This window comes from Kitasatospora sp. NPDC059812 (assembly GCF_042732075.1).
Taxonomy (GTDB): domain Bacteria; phylum Actinomycetota; class Actinomycetes; order Streptomycetales; family Streptomycetaceae; genus Kitasatospora.
On sequence record NZ_JBHWIO010000077.1, the window covers coordinates 13,170 to 32,288 of the forward strand.

General features: G+C 70.9%; 8 protein-coding genes. 3 read left to right on the plus strand and 5 right to left on the minus strand.

What is annotated here, in order from left to right:
• Positions 1-120: 120 nt before the first annotated feature.
• Complete coding sequence (locus ACFV6D_RS29785; RefSeq protein WP_380561820.1) at positions 121-1,365, minus strand: IS256 family transposase; 1,245 nt, start codon at positions 1,363-1,365, stop codon at positions 121-123.
• Positions 1,366-1,703: 338 nt separating this feature from the next.
• Between ACFV6D_RS29785 and ACFV6D_RS29790 the strand changes: the two genes are divergently transcribed.
• Positions 1,704-2,687, plus strand: a complete 984-nt coding sequence (locus ACFV6D_RS29790; protein WP_380374142.1) for a LuxR C-terminal-related transcriptional regulator — start codon at positions 1,704-1,706, stop codon at positions 2,685-2,687.
• A gap of 60 nt (positions 2,688-2,747) precedes the next feature.
• Here ACFV6D_RS29790 and ACFV6D_RS29795 read toward each other — a convergent pair whose 3' ends face one another.
• The 4 genes from ACFV6D_RS29795 to ACFV6D_RS29810 all read right to left on the minus strand — a co-directional run bounded on the left by ACFV6D_RS29795 (position 2,748) and on the right by ACFV6D_RS29810 (position 11,013).
• Positions 2,748-5,258: an ABC transporter permease gene (locus ACFV6D_RS29795; RefSeq protein ID WP_380561822.1), complete on the minus strand. Its 2,511-nt coding sequence runs from the start codon at positions 5,256-5,258 to the stop codon at positions 2,748-2,750.
• Positions 5,255-5,935, minus strand: coding sequence for an ABC transporter ATP-binding protein (locus ACFV6D_RS29800; protein WP_063349686.1), 681 nt, complete (start codon positions 5,933-5,935; stop codon positions 5,255-5,257). Before ACFV6D_RS29800 ends, ACFV6D_RS29795 begins: the two co-directional genes overlap by 4 nt.
• A gap of 2 nt (positions 5,936-5,937) precedes the next feature.
• The gene (locus tag ACFV6D_RS29805) at positions 5,938-6,471 is read right to left on the minus strand and encodes a PadR family transcriptional regulator (protein WP_363374032.1); all 534 of its coding nucleotides are present in this window, start codon (positions 6,469-6,471) and stop codon (positions 5,938-5,940) included.
• 162 nt (positions 6,472-6,633) lie between these two features.
• Entirely contained in the window at positions 6,634-11,013 is a 4,380-nt protein-coding gene (locus ACFV6D_RS29810; protein WP_380561824.1) for a LamG-like jellyroll fold domain-containing protein, read from the minus strand.
• Positions 11,014-11,538: 525 nt separating this feature from the next.
• On the opposite strand from ACFV6D_RS29810, the gene ACFV6D_RS29815 reads away from it, so the two are divergent.
• Positions 11,539-18,528 (plus strand): RHS repeat-associated core domain-containing protein, encoded by a 6,990-nt coding sequence (locus tag ACFV6D_RS29815; protein WP_380561826.1) that lies wholly within the window; start codon positions 11,539-11,541, stop codon positions 18,526-18,528.
• Positions 18,529-18,530: 2 nt separating this feature from the next.
• Positions 18,531-18,965 carry a hypothetical protein gene (locus ACFV6D_RS29820; RefSeq protein WP_380561828.1) on the plus strand — a complete coding sequence of 145 codons (435 nt, stop codon included), beginning with the start codon at positions 18,531-18,533 and terminating at the stop codon, positions 18,963-18,965.
• Positions 18,966-19,119: the final 154 nt, after the last annotated feature.

A 19,119-nucleotide genomic window follows, 5' to 3' on the forward strand; every position in this document is an offset into this window, starting at 1 on the left:
CCCCGGCGCGTCGGCGAGGGAGGCCCCGGCCCCCGGCCCCCGGCCCCCGGCCCCCGGGAGCCGCCGAAGCTGCCGCGGGGGCGGGGGTTACGGAGCGTCAGTGCGGGAGGTGATGGAGCGTCAGCAGTGCGAGCCCCGGCGCAGTTCCTCGCGGACGGCGGGCCAGTCGTCGGTCCACGTCCGCCCCGCCGAGGCGGGCGACTCCAGGGCGATCGTCGCCAGGTAGGCGCGCTTGAGCGCGGCCCGCTCGTCCTGCACCCGGCCCGAGGCCTGCTCGATCCGGCGCAGCCGGGCGTGCAGCCGCTCCAGCGCGCCCCCGCCCGCGAGCAGGCGCCGCGCCTCGGGGCCGAAGCGGAAGCCGGCGGCGAGCAGCGGCCAGGCCGCCCGCCACACCCGGAACACCTCGCGGTGGCCCGGACCCCACTCCCGCTCGGCCCGGGACAGCCGCGCCATCGCCGCCCGCTCGGTGGGCGCGGCACAGACCTCGCGCAGCGTCCGCGCGAGCGCACCCCAGTCCTCGCCGGGCGCGTGCCGCAGCGCGGCGTGCAACAGGTGGGCCATCGAGCCGTGCACCACGGTGCGCGGCCACCGCGCGGCCACCGCCTCGGCCAGGCCCCCGCCGGTGTCGCCGACCAGTACCCAGACCTCGCGCACCCCGCGCTCGGCGAGCTCGGCCAGCACCTGCGGCCAGTGCTCCCCGTCCGTGGCCGGCCACAGGCCCAGGACCTCGCGCCGGCCGTCGGTGGAGATCCCGAGCGCCAGGTGCACCAGCGGGCCGCCCGAGCGGCCGCTGCGCACCGCGTCGAGGAAGACCACCGGGTAGACGGGGTCGAGCGGGCACCGGCGCCGCTCGTCGAGCTCGTCGAGCACCTGGTCGGTGATGGCGGAGACGGTCTCCCGGCTGAGCTCCACGCCGTACACCTCGGCCAGGTGCGCCACCAGCTCGCCCGAGCTGAGGCCGCGCGCGGTGAGCGAGATGACCAGCCGGTCGAGGCCGGGCAGCCGGCGGGCCCGGGGGCGGACGGCCCGGGGGGTGAAGCTGCCCTGGCGGTCCCGGGGCACCCGCACCTCGACCGGGCCGACCTCGGTGAGCAGCCGTCTGGCCCGGGCGCCGTTGCGGACGTTGGCGCCGGGGTCGGAGCCGGGTTCGGCCCCGCGCAGGTGCTCCTGGAGTTCGAGTTCCAGGGCGTGCTCGATCAGCTGCTTGGCGAGCGTCTGGAACAGCCCGCCGTCGCCCAGCAGCCGGATCGCGCCGGAGCCGACCTGCTCGGCGGCGGCCTCCGCCAACTGCCGCACCAGCCGCTGGTCCACCAGCTCGGCCAGGTCCACGGGCGGGACCGCCGGGCCGGGATCAGCTCGCAACAAGGGGTGCCCTCCGTCTGTCGGCCGTTCCGTCCGCCGGCTGTCCGCCCCGGCCGCCCTGACGGGGCGACAGGCGCGACACGGCGGCCATCCGCCTGTCACCGCGGCCGGGTACGGTCGGGTCCGCCACTGCCGCGGTCGGCTCCCCCGCCTCCGGGCGCGCTCGGCTTCGCCGTCGGCCGCTGATTTCCGCGCCACTTGGGCGTACACTCACGGCAGTCAGAGCCCGGGGGGACGGCTTCCGACCGACAGGTGATTTCCATCCTGCCATTTCAGACGCCTGGCGGTGGCCGGTACGGGCATTCGTGAAATCGCAATGCCGAAGCCGGAAGGATGCCCAGATGTGCCTATCCCAGGACAACAGCGCGGGAATGGGGACACCGCAGCTCTGTGACCGGGGGATCGAGTTCTACCGGGTGGCGCTGGCCGAGGGCTGCGCCGCCGGAGACGCCCCCGAGTGCCTGCTCGCGATGGGCCTGCTGCGCTCCGTGCCCGGCTCCGGCGAGCGGCTGACCCCCGTCCCGCCCGACATCGCGGCCACCGGCCTGACCCGGCCGCTCGAACTCGCCGTGCTGGGCCACCAGGAGCGGCTCGCCGAGCTGCGCACCGCCTTCACCGCCGCCGACCGCGCCTACCAGGACGTCATGCGCCGGGCCCAGCTGCCGGTCCGCCTCCTGACGGGCGAGGAGATCAACCCCGCGCTGGAGAAGGCCGTCGCCGCCTGCACCGAGGAACTGCGCACCGCCCAGCCCGGCGGCGGCCGCAGCCCCGAGCACCTCGCGGACGCCCTCCCGCGCGACCTCGCCCTCGCCGGGCGCGGCGTGCGCCAGCGCACCCTCTACCAGCACACCGTGCGCGCGCACGGCCCGACGCTGGCCTACATCGAGCAGGTCACCGCCCAGGGCGCCCGGATACGCACCCTGAACGAGGTGTTCGACCGGGTGATCATCTGCGACCGCTCCACCGCCTTCGTCCCGGCCGCGGCCGACCGCGAGGCCGCCGCGATGCTCATCCAGTTCCCACCGCTGGTCGAGTACCTGCTCAAGATCTACGAGTTGATGTGGGAACGCGCCGAACCGGTCACCTACCTGGAGGGTCGCCACCGCCCCCAACTGCTCACCGACCGCACCCGCCAGAACGTCCTGCGCCTGATGGTCAACGGCTACACCGACGAGGCCATCGCCTCCCGCCTCGGCATGAGCACCCGTACGGTCTCCAGCCACATCCAGAAGGCCAGCGAACTCCTCGGCAGCCGCAGCCGTGGCCACCTCGGCTACATCATCGCCCGCGAGGGCGTCCTGGACGAACCCCTCGACGACCTGTGACCGACACCGGGGGCCGTTGCCGTCGCCGTCGCCTGGTGGGACGGCCCCCGGTGGCCGGTGCTACTCGTAGCGCAGTTCGCCGGGCCGCATCAGGCGCAGGAGCTGCGGCAGGCCGAGCGCGGTCGTGAGGAGGACGGCGCCGGCGGCGATCGCGGACATGGCCAGCATGGAGCCCCAGTCGAGGGCGAAGGGCAGGCCCGCCGTGTACTGCAGGACGGCTCCCATCAGCAGGCCGCCGACGGTGGCCAGCAGCATGCCCAGGGCCATCGGGACGAGGGTCTGCCACAGCACCGACAGGCCCAGGATCCGGCGGCGGGTGCCGACGGCGTTCAGCACGCCGAGGATGCGGCGCTGCTCCCGGAACCGCTCCAACTGGCCGACCAGCAGGCTGAGGGCGACCAGCAGCAGGGTGACGGCGGAGCCGGCGGTGAGCAGGCGTTTGACGGCGAGGTAGGTCGGGTCGACGACGCGGTCGAGGGGGGACCCGGCGAAGCCCTGCGGGTCGATCGCCATGACGGCGGTCGCGAGTTGCTCCTTCGGGTCCGGCACGCCGGGGGCCATCGCGACCAGGACGGTCGCGGGCTGGCCGCGCAGTGCGGCGGCCGGGGCGGCGGCCGGCGTGAGGAGCAGCAGGCCGGAGCCGAGCCGCCCGTTGGGGTCGGCGCCTTCGACGGGCTCGACGGTGGCCGTCACCGCGGGCAGTGGCCAGGACGGCGGCTCGCCGTCACCGCGGAAGTAGGCGGCGTGGACGGTCGTGCCGGGCCTGGTCTCGGCGGCGGCGTCCGTGCCGCGGTTCGTTCCGGTGTTCGTTCCGGTGCTCGTGCCGTCGTTCGCTCCGGTGCTCGTGCCGCCGCCCGGTCGGATGGTCCGGCCCTGGACGGCGAAGGCGTCACCGTCCTTGCAGTCGGGCAGGGTGGCGAAGCCGCGCAGCACGGCGCAGCCGGCGATCCGGACGCCGGGCAGCTCCCAGGACTTGGCGGTGGGGGTCTCCAGGGCGAACTCGGTGTAGGCGGCGGTGGCCTGCACCCCGGGGGAGTGCGCCAGCCGCTCGGCGAGCAGGTCGGCCTGCGGTCCGCCGCCGGGGAAGGACACCGACTGCTGGTACGGCCCGACCGCGGCGCGGGGGCCGGGACGGTCCTCGTAGCTCGCGCTGACGCCGAGGAAGAGCGTCTGCAGGGCGATCGCCCCGGCGACGGCGACGACCACGCCGCTGACCGCGGCCGAGGCGGGTCCCGAGCTCAACTGGAGCCTTCGGATGGCGAGTTGCCAGGACACGCCGCCGCCGGAGCGCCGGGTGGCGGCCTCCACCAGCCAGGGCAGCAGGGTGCAGACGCCCACCAGCATCAGCAGCACGCCGACCGCGACCAGCAGTGAACCGCGAGTGTCCTGAACGGAGTTGAAGACGGCGGTGCGCCCCATCCCGGACGGGTTGTACTGCGTGGGCAGCGCCAGCGCGAGCGCCGTCAGGGCGAGGCCGGCCAGCGGCAGCGCCAGCCGCCACCCGATCCGGCGCCGGCCGGCGCCGGACCGGCGGACCACGCCGAGCGGGTCGACGGTGACCCGGCGCATCGCCAGCAGGGTCACGCCGACGCCGAGGAGCGGCACGACCACGGCGATCGCGGCGGCTATGGCGGGGTGCGGCGCGATGTCCTCGGGGTAGAAGCTGAAGCCCGCGAGCCGCAGGTGGCCGGTCAGCCGCCGGCCGAGCAGGAACAGCGCCGCGCCCGCGACCAGGCCCAGCAGCGCGCCGACCAGGGACTCCCCGGCGGCGAGCCGGGCGGTCATCCGGCGGTCCGCGCCGACCAGGCGCAGCGCGGCGAGCCTGCGGTCGCGCCGTTCGCCGCCGAAGCGGGCGGCGGCGGCGAGGAAGACGCCGACCGGGGCGAGCATCACGGTCAGGCCGACGGCGTTGAGCAGGATCAGCCGGGGGTCCATCGGCTTGGGCGGCGAGAAATGGCCGTACGAGGTGATGCGGTCGGCTCCGGCGTCCAGCGAGAGCCGGTCGCTGCCGAGCAGGTAGCCGGCCTGGCCGGGGCCGAGCAGACCGGCCGGGCCGATGCCGCCGACCACCGGGTAGGGGAGGCGGTCGCGCAGCAGCTGGTTGGCCGGGTCCTTCAGGAGCTCGGCCAGGGCGGGCGAGACGACCATCCGCCCCGGCGGCGGGTACGCGGCCACTCCGGGCGGGAGCGCCGCGTCCGGGCCCTCGGGCTGGACGACCCGTCCACGGATCGGGGTGCCCCGGAAGGCGGTGTCGGCGGTGGCGATGAGGACCGTCCGGTCGCCGGGCGTGGGCAGGTCCTCGTCGCGGAAGGTGTCGTTCTGCACGTACAGGCGCTCGTTGCGGTGCTGGACGATGCCGGGGAAGGAGGCGGTGAACAGCAGCAGGGCCACCCCCAGGCCGACGCCGCAGGCGGTGAGCAGCAGCCGCCCCCAGCCGTCCCGCCCGTTGGTGAGGGCCAGGCGCACGCCGAGGCCGAGCTGGTCCAGGAACGGCGAGCGGACCCGGTCGGCGGCGGGGGTGTTCGCGTCGGGGCTGCTCACGCCGGGGCCGCTCGTGGTGGAACTGCTCATATCGCGCCCGCCAGGTCGCGGGTGCGGCCGTCGCGGACGACGATCTCGCGGTCGGCGTAGGCGGCGACCCTGACCTCGTGGGTGACCAGGACGACGGCGGCGCCGGTCTCCCGGGCGGCCAGGGTGAGCAGCTTCATCACCCGCTCGCCGTTGAGGGAGTCGAGCGCGCCGGTCGGCTCGTCGGCGAAGACCGCCCTGGGTCCGGTGATCAGGGCCCGCGCGGCGCCGACCCGTTGGCCCTGGCCGCCGGAGACCTCGCCGGGGCGCTTGGCGGCCACGTCGTCCACCTCCAGGCGCTCCAGCCATTCGCGGGCCCGGGCCTCGGCGGCCCGGCGGCGCAGTCCGTTGAGGCGCAGCGGGAGCGCGACGTTCTCCAGGCAGGAGAGTTCCGGGACGAGCTGGCCGAACTGGAACAGGAAGCCGAACTCGGTGCGCCGCAGGGCGCTCAGCTCGGCGTCGGAGCAGGCGGTGAGGTCGCGTTCCCGGTAGCGGAGGCGGCCGCTGTCGGGCCGGGTGATCCCGGCGAGGCAGTGCAGCAGGGTGGACTTTCCGGAGCCCGACGGGCCCATCACGGCGACGAGTTCGCCGGCCGCGACGGTGAGCGAGGCCCCGCCGAGCGCCGGGGTGAGCCCGAAGTTCTTGTGCAGGTCGTGGGCGGCGAGCAGGGGTTCGGGCATGGTCAACGCTGGGACTCCGTGATGCGGGCGGCGAGTTCGTCCAGGCGGGCGGCGGTGAGCTCCAGCCAGCGCAGGTCGGCTTCCAGGTGGAACAGGGCGTGGTCGCAGATCAGCTGGTCGGTGAGGTCCCCGGTGAGCTTGCGGCGGGTCAGCTCCCGCATCTCCTTGAGGTGTTCGGCCCGCTGCGCGTCCAGGACGTCGGCGCCGGAGCGGCCGGTCAGGAGGGCGAGCACGACCTTCTGGTAGAGCGTGCTCTGCAGGTACGGCTGCGGGCTCTCCGGGTGCGCGAGCCAGTTGGCGAGGTCGGTGACCCCGGCATCGGTGATCGCGTACCGCTTGCGCTCCGGGCCGTCGCCGGCCTCGACACCGTCGACCACCACCAGCCCGTTCTTCAGCAGCCGGGAGAGCGTCGCGTACACCTGCCCGTAGTGCAGGCCGCGGTCGCGCCCGAAGTGCTCGTCGTGGAGGCGTTTGATGTCGTATCCGTGGCGGGGCTGGGTCTCCAGCAAGCCGAGGAACAGCTGTCCGAGTGACATGCTCCGGGACTATACAGGCCATGTATACACACAGGTGTATAGCGGGCCCCCTGGGGGCCCGGCCGGCGCCGCCGCTACGGCCGCGGCCTCCCCGAGCAGGGCTCGGGGAGGCCGGAGCGGTTCGGTGCCCTGGTCATTTCAGACTTTCGTGGGCACCGGTGGTCAGCCCGCCTGGGCGCGCACCAGCCAACGCTGGTTTGCACTGGCGGTGCAGGACCAGACCCCGAGTGTGGTGCCGTTCGCGTCCGCCCAGCCGGGCAGTTCGAGGCACTTGTCGGAGATCGGGTTGTAGAGCGTGCCGTCGTAGCGGCGGACCCAGGTCTGGGCGTCGTCGGCGGTGCAGGTCTGGAAGGACACCTTGGTGCCGTTGCCGGCCGGCTTGTCGTTGGTGGCGACGCACCGGTCGGCGCCGGAGACCTTGACCTTGTTGTCGATGGTCAGGTTGAAGTGCTGGGCGTTGCCGTTGTAGCAGTTGTAGAAGGCGACCGCCGTGCCGATGGAACCGCCCCAACTGTCGATGCACCTAACGGGGTTGTAGGCGCTCTGGATCTGGACGCTGGAGCCGGCCGTGGCGAGCGTGTTGGCCTGCTGGTCGGTGAACGCGTACGGGTAGATCCGGACGTCGCTGACCGCGCCGTTCACGCGGCTGTCAGGCCCGGGGTACCGGGTGGTGGTCTCCCCGCCGATGTTCAGACTGCCGTTGGCCTTCCAGCCCGCAGGGACCTTCGCGCTTCCGGCCGCTCGGCCGTTGACGTGCAGCGTGGCGGTCTGGGTGTCCGCGTTGAACGTGCCGACGAGGTGGGTCCAGGCGCCGATCTGGGGCTGCTCGGAGTCGACGGCCGCGTAGTACGTGCTGGGGCGGAGCTGGTCCGACGAGGGCAGGTTGAAGGCCCACTTGCCGTACGTCGCCGAGTACTGCAGGTAGAACGGGCTGCGCTCGTTGCCGGTCAGGGAGACGGCGGTCTGGTAGCCGTTGGCGTTGTTGATCTTGACCCAGGCGGCGACGGTGTAGCTCTGGCCGGTGTCGATGTCGGCCTGGTTGGTGCTGCGGTAGAGGGTGTTGCCGTCGAGGACGGTCGCCTTGCCCGCGGCGCCGTTGTGGTCGGTGGTGCGGGCGAACGTGCTCGGGTAGAGCGCGTTGGCGGCGTTGCTGTCGACGGCGGAGGTGCCGTCGAGTGCCCACCAGAGCGGGTTCACGGAGGTGTCCGCGGCCTGGGTCGGTCCGGCCTGCCAAGTGAAGGCGGCGTTGGGGCTGCCGGGGTTGGTGGGCGCGCCCCACCAGATGTCGATCTGACCGTTGCCGCGCTTGCCCCAGAGACCGGCCGCGCCGTTGCCGGTGAGGTCCCCGTCCGAGCCGAGCGTCGGCCAGGTGTCCGGGGAGACGGAGCCGATCGTGACCGGGCTGGAGATCTGGGCCAGCGTCGGGAGGGCAGTGGTGTTCCCGCTGGTGTCCAGTACGGGCCTGCCGTTGCGGTCGGTGGATACCACTGTCCCAGTGGTGAAGGTGTAGGCGAGCAGAGTGCCCTTGCCGCCGTCTGCGGCTGCCTCCAGGTTCCGGGCCCACAGGCCTGGGTGGCCCTGCTTGGCCCAGTCGCCGGGGGCGATGAGCTCCTTGTCCTTCCACCCGGAGGCGGCGAGCCGGACGGGCTTGCCGAGGGTCTGGCGGTCGGTTGCGGGGTAATACCAGAGGGCGGCGTCGGTGCCGTTGGCGGTGCTTTCGACGGTGAGCAGGCCGCTCTTGTTCTTGAACTGCAGCTTGTAGTCGAGGTCAGTGTTCGCCGGGTCGCCGAGTGCCGCCACGCGGAGGGTGGTGGACCAGTCGGTGGCGTTGTACCCGGTGGCGGTGAGCCAGGAGCAGTCCTCGCCGGCCGTCGTGACGCACTTCGGCTTCGGGAGGACCGACCTCGCGTCGACCCGGCCGTAGTAGCCGGTGTTGCCCGGATTCCCGTAGAGGTAGAGGTTCTTGCCGCCGGGGGCGTGGGCGACGATGTCGTCGATGTTGTTGCCGCCGGTCAGCGTGCCGCGGTGGGCGAACTGGATGTCGGCCCAGCCTTGTCCGGTGGGTGAGTCGTCGCGCTTGGCGACGAGGGAGACGGCAGGGCTCTTGGCGAGCGGGTTGCCGGCCACGGCGTAGGCGCGCAGGTCGCCCGACTGGTCGGGGGTGACGATGTCGGGCGCGCCGTCACCGGTGACGTCGCCGAAGACCGGCGGCGGGCCGTCCGGGTTCCACGGGACGTAGAACGCGTACTGGGCCACCGGCGAGACGTTGCGGGCGTTGTCCATCACCTGGAGGTACACGATGTTGGTGCCCCAGCGGCCGGGCAGGACGCTGACGCCGCCCTGCGGGAGGGCGGATCCGCACTGCCACTGGGCGCCGGAGAGCTGTGGGTCCCAGGACCAGCGGGCGCACGTGACACCCGACGGCGTGCCGCCGTTGGGGGCGGTGTCGGCGGCGGTGAAGGGGACGGTGCCCCACTCCCAGGCCTTCTTCCTGGTCACCTGTCCGTTGCCGGACGGCGGGAAGTGGTCGGCGAGCGAGCTCTCGGGAAGAGCGGTGTAGACGTCGGGGACGGACAGGCTCGGGGGAGTCAGGTCGACCCCGAAGCGGCATGCGGGGGCGTATCCCGACGAGGTCAAGTCGTCGGTGGCGAAGGAGCCCCAGCCGTAGACGTGCCCGTCCTTGATCACGTCGGAGCGCACCTGGAAGGCGGCGTTGCCTCCGTTGCCCACCAGACCCGACTTCCCGGAGTCGACCTCGGGCGCGCCCGGGAGGTTGTAGTCCCAGATCTTCGACCACGAGTAGAGCGAGTTCTGGACCGGGCTGTGCACGGTGGCGTTCAGGGTCACCGCGCCGTTGAAGTTGCTGCCCGCGCCGAGCCAGCCGACCGAGGAACCGTCGCAGCCCTGGTTCTCGGCCCACGGAGACGCCGTGCCTGGCGGCGGCCAGACGTAGGTGTTGGTCGGGGTGTCCGGTGCGCGGTCGTACTCGACGACCACCACCGGGTTGTAGGTCAGGCGCTTGAAGGCCATCTTGTTGGACTCGTCGCCGGCGAACACGCCGAAGGTCAGGTTGTCGTGGGTGGCGGCGCGGTCCCGGTAGACGGAGGTGACGTCGTACTGGAACTCGCGATTGTCGTAGCAGCCGCTGCCGCCGGAGCCTGCGACGTCGGCGCGGCCGAGTCGGCCGCCCACCACGGTGGGCGGGTTGTTCCAGGTGGTCTGGTTGTTGATCGGCCCGGTGAAGTAGAGGTCCACCGGATAGGTGTTGGTGCAGGAGAAGTCCGAGGACTCGTACTCCCAGACCGACATGGTGGCCTTGTTGATGACCGTGCCGCCGAATCCGCGGGTGTCGATCTGGAAGTAGGACCGCTCGATTCCCTTGTCGACCTGGTACCCCTGGTACCCGACGCCGGGGCGGGCGTACTGGCCGTCAGAGGCGGTGGTCTGCCCGTAGCGGGGCGTCTTCGGGTACGCCTGCTGGGTCCAGGTCCAGGCGTTGCCGCTGCGGGAGTCGTAGATCCACCCGGGATCGATGAACCAGGGGCCCTGGCCCTTGCCGAGCACCGAGGCGTCGGTGGTCAGCTCGATGGCGTCGCCGGATGCCGTGGTGGGCATGGTCGCGACCCTGGCGCCCGTGCCGGGCCCGTCCGCGCTACTGGGCTTGTCCGACTTGGCGGGAACACCGGCCTGGGCCGGGCCGTCGCCGTCAGCCGGGGCGGCCTGCGCGGCCGTAGCGGACTTGCCGGCAGGGGCTGCGGGGACGGTGCCGGCCGTGCTGCCTGAGCTGTCCCACATCCGAGGGGCCGGGGCGTGCCAGCGGACCTTGCCGTCCTTGCCGGTGGCGGTGAGGTTGTTGGACCCGTCGTCCTTGACGGTGACGCCCTGACCGGTGGTACCGAAGCGGATCTTCTTCAGCAGCGGGCTGTTGGCGGCTTCGGCGGTCTTGACGATCAGGACGGTGCTGAGGCCGCCGAACTTGTCGGCGGTGGCCTTCAGGTCGATGCCCGGGGCGACGTCGGGGTAGATCAGGCCGTCGCCGTCGTCGTCGAGGGACGGTTTGGTCAGCGGGAACGGCGATTCGATGACGAGTTTCTCGCCGTCCGGGCTGGTCAGCGTGCCGAGGGGGCCGGTTCCGCCGCCGGACAGGCGGACTCCGGAGGAGGCGGCCCGGGGGCGGTAGCCGCCCGCCGGGTCGGCGACGAGCTTGGGGTCCAGCGCGGCCCAGACGCCGTCCTGCTGCCTGACGCGTTGCTGGTCGGCGTGCTGGGAACGGGAGAGGTGGCCCGCGGGAGTGGCGACCGTTTCGCTGTACTCGTCCGTCAGTTCAGGTACGGGGACGGGCTTGCCGGTGGCCTTGGCCTGGGCGATCGCCCGGTCGGCGGCCGCAGCCGGAGGCTTCTCCTTGGTCTGCCTGGCGTCTGCGGCGGCCATGGCCGTCAGCAGGTCCGGGGGAAGCGTTCCGGGTGCGGTGGTGGGCGTGGTGGGCGCGGGGGCGGCGAACGCGACGGGTGCCACCGAGGTCAGGGCCAGGACGAGGCCCACGGCCGCGGCGGATGTGCGCGCGGACGGGGTCCGTGGACGAAGGCGTGTGCCGGAGCGGGCGCCGGGCGGAGCAGCGGGCATGTGGTGAGGTTCCCCCCTCGGTATGACAATCGGGTCTGGCCCCCTGGCTGATCGGTAAAGGGCAGGGACAGGGGGCGCCAGCAAGCTCCCGCAATGGCAAACTGATGGTCAATTCATTTAGGTGTTCAACTGTCTGGTTTGGGGGTAGGCGAACCACTTTGACTCCCTGTGACATGAATCACTCCGCGCCGTGATCGGTCAACTCCTCGACCCGGGGCCGCATTACCCCCTACTGTCCGCCACAGTCGTCTGTCCACGCCCTAGCTGAGGCGTGGCTACCTATGGGGGGTAACGGTGCCTGTTCGTCGTGTCCGTTTGCCATGGCTGGCGGGGAGGGGAGCGCCGCCACCAGGGCGGCGCCGAAGCTCTCGTGTCGCTTTTGTGAGCACCTTGACCGTGCTGAGTGCTCTTGTGTCACCTGTCGTCCCGGCGTTGGCTGCGCCGGTGGCCGACAAGGACAAGATCTGGTCGCCGCCGGGTACTCCGCTGCCGAAGACGGCTTCCGTGCCGGGCTCGCCGGAGAAGCCGAAGTCGGTACCGGCGAAGAAGGGCTCACCGGACTGGGTGCCGCCGAAGGGCACTCCGAAGAGTGCCTCGGGCTCGGCTGTCGCCCTGCTGGATCCCGCGCCGGCGGCCGGCGCGAAGACCGTTCGCAAGGGCCCGGACGGCGCCGAGGTGCGGGAGCCGGCGGCCGGCGCCTCGAAGCGGGCCGGTGACCTGCCGGTGTGGCTGGCGCCTGTCGCGCCGGATACCACGCCGAAGGCCTCGGATGCCGTCCCGGGTGCGGACGCCGGTCCGGCCAATCCACCGGTCAAGGTGAGTGTCGCCGACGCGAAGGCCGCCAGTGCCGCTGGTGTGCAGGGAGCCCTGGTCGCGCTGGAGCGCGCCGGAGAGACGGACGCGACGAAGGTGCGGCTGGGCCTGGACCTGTCCGGTGCCGGGTTCGGCGGTGGCTTCGCCGAGCGGGCGCAGCTGGTGTCGTTGCCCGCGTGTTCGCTGACCACGCCCGAGGTGGCCGGCTGCCTGGCCCGCACGCCGGTGCCCTCGCACTACGACGCGGAGGCGAAGAAGCTCGTCGCCGACATCGATCTGCCCGCCGTCGACACCGCTCCGGCGAAGGGGCCGCGAGCCGAGTCGAAGTCCGGGGACCAGGCACCGTCCGGCGGCCCTGCGCCCGCAGCCCCGGCGTCGATGGTGCTGGCGGCCGAGGGCACCCCGTCCAGCGGCCTCGGCACCTACAGTGCGACCTCGCTCTCCGCGAGCCAGGCGTGGACGGCCGGCAGCTCGTCGGGCTCGTTCACGTACAGTTACCCGGTCCAGTCCCCGCCGTCGCTCGGCGGCGCAGCACCCCAGGTGGCACTGGGATACGACTCGGCGGCGGTCGACGGGCGGACCTCGTCGACCAACTCCCAGGCGTCCTGGATCGGTGACGGCTGGGACTTCAGCTCGGGCTTCGTCGAGCGCTCCTACAAGGCGTGCGACAAGGCCGGGATCGCCGGATCCGGCGACCAGTGCTGGGGCGGGGCGAACCTGACCCTGTCGTTGGGCGGCCACTCGGGCGAGCTCGTGCCCAACGACCCCTGCGTGCCCGGTGACGCCAAGTCCGAGCAGTCCACGTGCACCTGGCGGTTGAGGAACGACGACGGGACCAAGGTCGAGTTCCTCACCGGCGCCGACAACGGCACCTGGAACGGGTCGTACCTCAAGGTCACCGACAGCTCCGGCACGGTCTACTACTTCGGCCTCAACCACCTGCCCTCCGCGTCCGGTGCGCCGACCAGCACCGGCCCGGAGAGCAAGTCGGCCTGGACGGTGCCGGTGTACTCGCCGAACGCGGGTGACCCGTGCTACGACGCGGCCAAGGCCAAGGGCTCCTGGTGCCAGACCGCGTGGCGCTGGAACCTCGACTACGTCGTCGACGTCCACAACAACCTGACCACCTACACCTACGCGCCGGAGGCCAACTGGTACGCCCGCGGTGGCGGCCAGAACCGCGGCAGTGGTGTGAACTCCTCGTACACCCGCGGCGGCACGCTCGCCTCGATCGGCTACGGGCAGCTGCTCTCCGACCAGCTCGGTGCGAACGGTGCCCACCAGCCCGCCGCGAAGATCGACTTCGAGACGGGCGAGCGCTGCGTCTCGGGCGCGGCGGCCTGCGACCCCGCGCAGCGGACCTCGGCCAACGCGGCCAACTGGCCGGACGTGCCGCTCGACAAGCAGTGCGCCGAGCAGGGCACCTGCTCCAGCTACGGACCGACCTACTGGTCGACCAGGTGGCTGAACGCCGTCACCACCTCGATCCGCTCCGGCGGCTCGTACCGCCCGGTGGACCGCTACGAGCTCACGCACACGTTCAAGAAACCGGCCAACTCCGATGAGAACACGCAGATCCCGTGGCTCCAGGCGGTCAAGCGCATCGGTAAGGACACCTTCAACGGGCAGACCGACCAGGCCTTGCCGGAGGTCACCTTCGCCGACCTGATGCTGCCCAACCGGGTGGACGGCCTCGTCCCGGCCCGCCCGCGCTACTACCGGCCGCGGATCGAGGTGATCACTGTCGAGACCGGTGGCACGATCGCGGTGGACTACAACCGCGAATCGTGCATGCGCACCACGGGCAAGATGCCGTCCTCGGCGGACGGCAACACCATGAGCTGCTACAACGTGAAGTGGTACGACACGGGTATGGCCGCGATGGTGGACGACTGGTTCCTGCGCTACCCGGTCGCCGCGGTGACCGTCGACCCGAACTCCGACCTCGTCGCCGGCTCGGCCACCAAGGTCACCGCCTACGAGTACGGACCGGCCGCCTGGCACCGCAACGACGGCGCCCTGGTGGACGACAAGTCCCGCACCTGGGACCAGTTCCGCGGCTACGCCAAGGTGACCGCCGTGACCGGCTCGGGCAAGGACGGCGCGAAGTCCAAGACGTCGACCAGCTACCACCAGGGAATGGACGGCGATCTGAAGGCGGACGGATCGGCCCGCTCGGTGACGGTATCCGGGCCGACGAGCGGCGGCCGCCGCGACGACGACTGGCTGTCCGGCCGAGTGCTGGAGAGCGACGTCTACGTCGACGCCGATGCGGCCGCACCCGAGGCGTCCACCGTGAACACCAGCAGTGGCCCGGTCGCCACCGCGACCCACAAGCGGCCCGGCCTGCCGGACCTCGTCGCCCGGTACGCGGCCACCACCTCGACCAGCACCTCGACCAGCCGGACCACCACCGGAACCCGGGCCACCTCGACGGTGACCACCAGTGACCCGGCGAATGGCAACCGGATCAAGACCAGCCTCAGCACCGCCGACGGCACGCCTGATCTCTGCGTCCGCAACTCCTACGCCACCGGTGCGAATCCGCGCATGACCGGGCTGGTGTCCGAGGCGCTGACCGTCTCCGGCGCGAACGCCTGCACGGCGACTCCGACCGCAGCGAACACCGTCTCCGGCGCCCGCACCCTGTACGACGGTGCGGCGTTCGGTGCTGCGGGAGCCAAGGGGGAACCGACCGGTGCGCAGGTGCTGGACCGCTACGACGGTTCCGGTGCAGCCCAGTTCGTGACCACCGGCACCTCCGCCTACGACGTCTACGGTCGCGCCACCACCGCCACCGACGTGACGGCCACCGACAGCGCCAATCCGAACGGCGCCACCGTGACCACGACTTACGGCTCGGCGAACCCGGGCGAGCTGCCCAACCAGACCGTGACCGGCACCCCGGCCCCGGCGGGTGCGCCCGACGCCGGAGCCAAGCGCAACACCACCAGCACGCTGAACCCGGCCCGTGCGCTGCCGATCACCACCACCGACCCCAACGCCCGTACCGTCACCCAGTCGTACGACTCCCTCGGTCGACTCAAGGCGGTCTGGACCCCGGGCCGTGCGACCAGCGCGAGCGCCAACCTCACCTTCGACTACACCGTGGACGGCACAGCCCGACCGTCCACCGTCACCAGCCGGACGCTGCGCTCCGACGAGAGCTACGCGGTCTCCACCCAGATCATGGACGGCCTGGCCCGGACCATCCAGACCCAGACCGACCCGGCCATCTCCGCCTACCACGGCCGACTGCTGACGGACACCTTCTACGACTCGCAGGGCCGCACCAGCCGGACCTTCAACACCCACTACGACGACACCGCCGGTCCGAACACGGTCCGATTCAACGCGATCCCCGCCGACGTCCCCGGCCAGACCTCCACCGCCTTCGACGGCATGGGCCGACCGGTGAGCACGCAGTTCATCGCCCTCGGCGTGCTGCAGAACACCACGACCACCGCCTACCCGGGCGCCGACCGGGTCGACGTGTCGCCGCCGGCCGGCGCCACCGCGACCAGTACCCTCTCGGACGCCCGCGGCCGCACCAGCCAGCTGTGGCAGTACAGGACGCCGTCCGCTACCGGCAAGCAGACCGACGCCGACGTCACCACGTACACCTACACCCCGAGCGGCCAGGCCGCGACGCGAGTCGACGCCGCCGGGAACAGCTGGAACTACGGCTACGACCAGCGCGGCCGTCAGGTGAAGGCCGACGACCCGGACACCGGCGTCTCGACCCGCACCTACGACAGTGCGGGCCGCCTGGCCACCACCACGGACGCGCGCGGTCAGTCGATGGCGCTCACCTACGACCTGCTCGGCCGCAAGACCGGCACCTACAACGGCACGGTCAACCCGGCCAACCAGCTCACCGGCTACACCTACGACACCGTCGCCAAGGGCCAGGCCGCCAGCTCCACCCGGTACGTCGGGGGCGCCGGCGGAGCGGCCTACACCAAGGCCGTCACGGAGCTGGACCCGGCATACCGGCCGACCAAGTCCACCGTGTCGATCCCCGGCAGCGAGATCGGCAAGACCGGGCAGGCGACCTACGAGTACGAGACCGTCTACGACCCGATCACCGGCGCCGTGACCACCGAGTACCGGGCCGCCGTCGGCAACCTCGCCTACGAGTCGATCGGCTACAACTACGAGATCTACGGCCTGCTGCACGACATGGGCGGGGCCGGCGACACCTATCTCCGTCAGTCCGACTGGGACGCCTACGGACGCAACATCCGTTCCACCGTCAACCCGTTCGGCTGGCAGATCGTCGCCACCAACACCTACGACGTGTCCACCGGGCGTCCGCTGACGCAGTACGTCGACAAGCAGACCTCCACCGACGGCACGGTCCAGAACACGACCTACGCCTACAACCAGGCCGGCCGGATCACGGCGATCCGGGGCATTCCGAACAACACCCCGGCCGCCACCGACCTGCAGTGCTTCTCCTACGACCACCTGGGCCGCCTCACCACCGCGTGGAGCGACACCGGGCGGCTCGACCAGCCCACCCCGTCCCTGGCAGGCCAGGGGGCCTGCGCCAACTCCACTCCCACCAGCGGGGCTTCGGCGCCTTCGAAGACGACGGTGGGTGGCAACGCCGCCTACTGGCAGGACTACACCTACGACCTGACCGGCAACCGCACCAAGCTCGTCGACCACAACCCGGCCGGGGACCAGTCCAAGGACGTGAAGGTCGACCAGACCTTCCCGACCGCCGGCACCCGCAACACGCCGACCACCGCGGCCGGCACGGGCGGCGGCACCGGCGGCCCGCACGCACTCGCCGGCGGCACGTACACCTACGGCTCGGCCACCGCCCCCCAGGGCACCGACGAGTACGACGCGGCCGGCAACACCACGAAGATCAACAACCCCAACGGCATCAAGATCCTCAACGCCGGGTCCGTCCTCAAGTCCGGTGAGAGCGTGCGCTCCAACAGCGTCCGACTCGCCATGCAGGACGACGGCAACCTGGTGCTCAGCTCGCTGCGCACCGGCCAAGTCCTCTGGTCCACCAACACCCAGAACCACCCGGGAGCCTGGGCCACCATGCAGGACGACGGCAACTTCGTCGTCTACGACCCGCAGCGCGTCCCGCTCTGGTCCTCGCAGACCTGGGCGGGTAACGCCAGCGGCTACTTCGCGACCGTCCAGGACGACGGCAAGTTCATCGTCTACGCGCCCGGTTGGAATTCCAAGTGGGGCACCTCCACCTGGAACGCCGCCGACTCGGCCAACGCCTCCACGCTGACCTGGGACGTCGAGGGCAAGCTCGCCTCACTCGCTCAGGGTTCGGCCGTCACGACGTACGTCTACGACGCCGACGGCAACCAGCTGATCCGCCGCAACCCCGGCAAGGTCACCGTCAACCTCGGCGGCGGCGACGAACTCACCTACGACACCGGTACCAAGACCAGCACCGGTACCCGCTACTACAGCATCCCCGGCGGCATCACCCTGGTCCGCGAGAGCCCGACCAAGCTCACGTACCAGTTCGCCGACCACCACGGCACCAACACCCTGTCCATCGGCCGCGACAGCCTCGTCGAGACCCGCCGCCCCACCGACCCCTTCGGCGCCCCGCGCGGCACCACCTCCAGCACCACCGCCTGGGCCGGCGACAAGGGCTACGTGGGAGGCCTCAAGGACGACGCCACCGGCTTCACCAACCTCGGCGCACGCCAATACCAGCCCAGCACCGGCCGCTTCCTCAGCCCGGACCCACTGCTCCTGCCCAACGACCCGCAGCAGTGGAACGCCTACGTGTACAGCAACAACGACCCGGTCAACAAGACCGACCCCACCGGCATGGCCCTGGAGGAGTGCGCCAGCGGGATGGCCAAGTGCTCCAACATGGGTACCAAGATCGAGGGCGAAGGGCCGAACTACCAGAGGATCGTCGAGGAGAACAAGAAGGTCGACGACAAGTATGATCAGGCCAAGGAGGCTGGCTGGGGTTCGATTCCGAACGGGGCGAAGCGCAAATCTCTCAAGGTAAATCCCGGCGCGGATAACGGCATTATCATGGCCCGCTTCTTCATCCACACCAAGCTGGCTCTTATGGGCGCGCTGCTCGGCGACAACAGGGGGCCCACCTTGAAGCCGGATGCCAGCTATCGGATGGCCCTTTTCTGGGACACGGAGTCCGGGAATATGACCTTTACCGTCTCCGCCTCCCACACGGCTCCGCCGTCTAATTACCAGATTGCAAGGGGGCTGGCCAGGCCTGGGATTAAGTTGCAACCTGCGATGGATATCGTGGAAGCCGAACCAGACGTTTGGCACAGCTTGAAGTGGCAGAACGCCATTCACGTCGAGGGCACAAAGTCGGGTGCGAAGGTGAAGATCCACGGGATCAACAGCTATATCCCAGTTTTCGCCGTTGACGATGAATTGGACATCGATTTCAGGGGTAGCGGTGACGTTTCCGTGCGGCGGCGCGGCGATTCGTATCCCGACATGGAAGTGGTCCAGTATAAGCGCGGGCAGCATGCGTCGATGCTCGCCTTTGACCCAATGTCATCGGAGACGGGTCTCCCAGCGGCTCCATTCTGGCCCAATATGGACAGCACTTGGGTCTCCGGAAAGTGCACGGAAGGTTGCTAGCTATGGCTGAGGCAAACTGTCGATCGGTTAGCGGGCCCACCTTCCGGTGGATTTCTGCCTGCGTCGTTCGCTATGCCGTGGTCTTCATGGTCGGCTGGATGGCGGTATCGCTGACGGCTCCCAGGATGTCGGACCGGGCTGGAGGTTACGGTGCCCGGAAGACTTTGTGGGGATCTTTTCTGGGATACATGGAAGGGGCTCCAGGGATGTTCCTGATGATCGGAGTCCCATCCCTGATATTGCTGGCGCTGATTTCCAGGAGAAGAGGAACCTCTGCGCCTGATGAGTTCAGGGCATTTGCCGCGGCGCTCCTTGTCATCCCTGCGCTGGTGCTCTTCCTGGCCGGCACATGGGTGATGGTTGCCATCCAGGTGGTAGTGCAGATTCTCTTTGCGGCGATCATCATGCCGGTTGCCAGGAAAAAGGAAATCTTCTAGGACCGTTGAAGCACGTGGCCGGTTAAATTAGGTCGCGATCAGTTTATGTGGGCGCGGGGGGGGGATTTGCACCACGTGCCCCCCCCACAACACACCCCGGGTTGGTGGTTTGGTGTGGTTTTTTTGGGCGGCACCAGTGTCTGAGTCGTGCGGC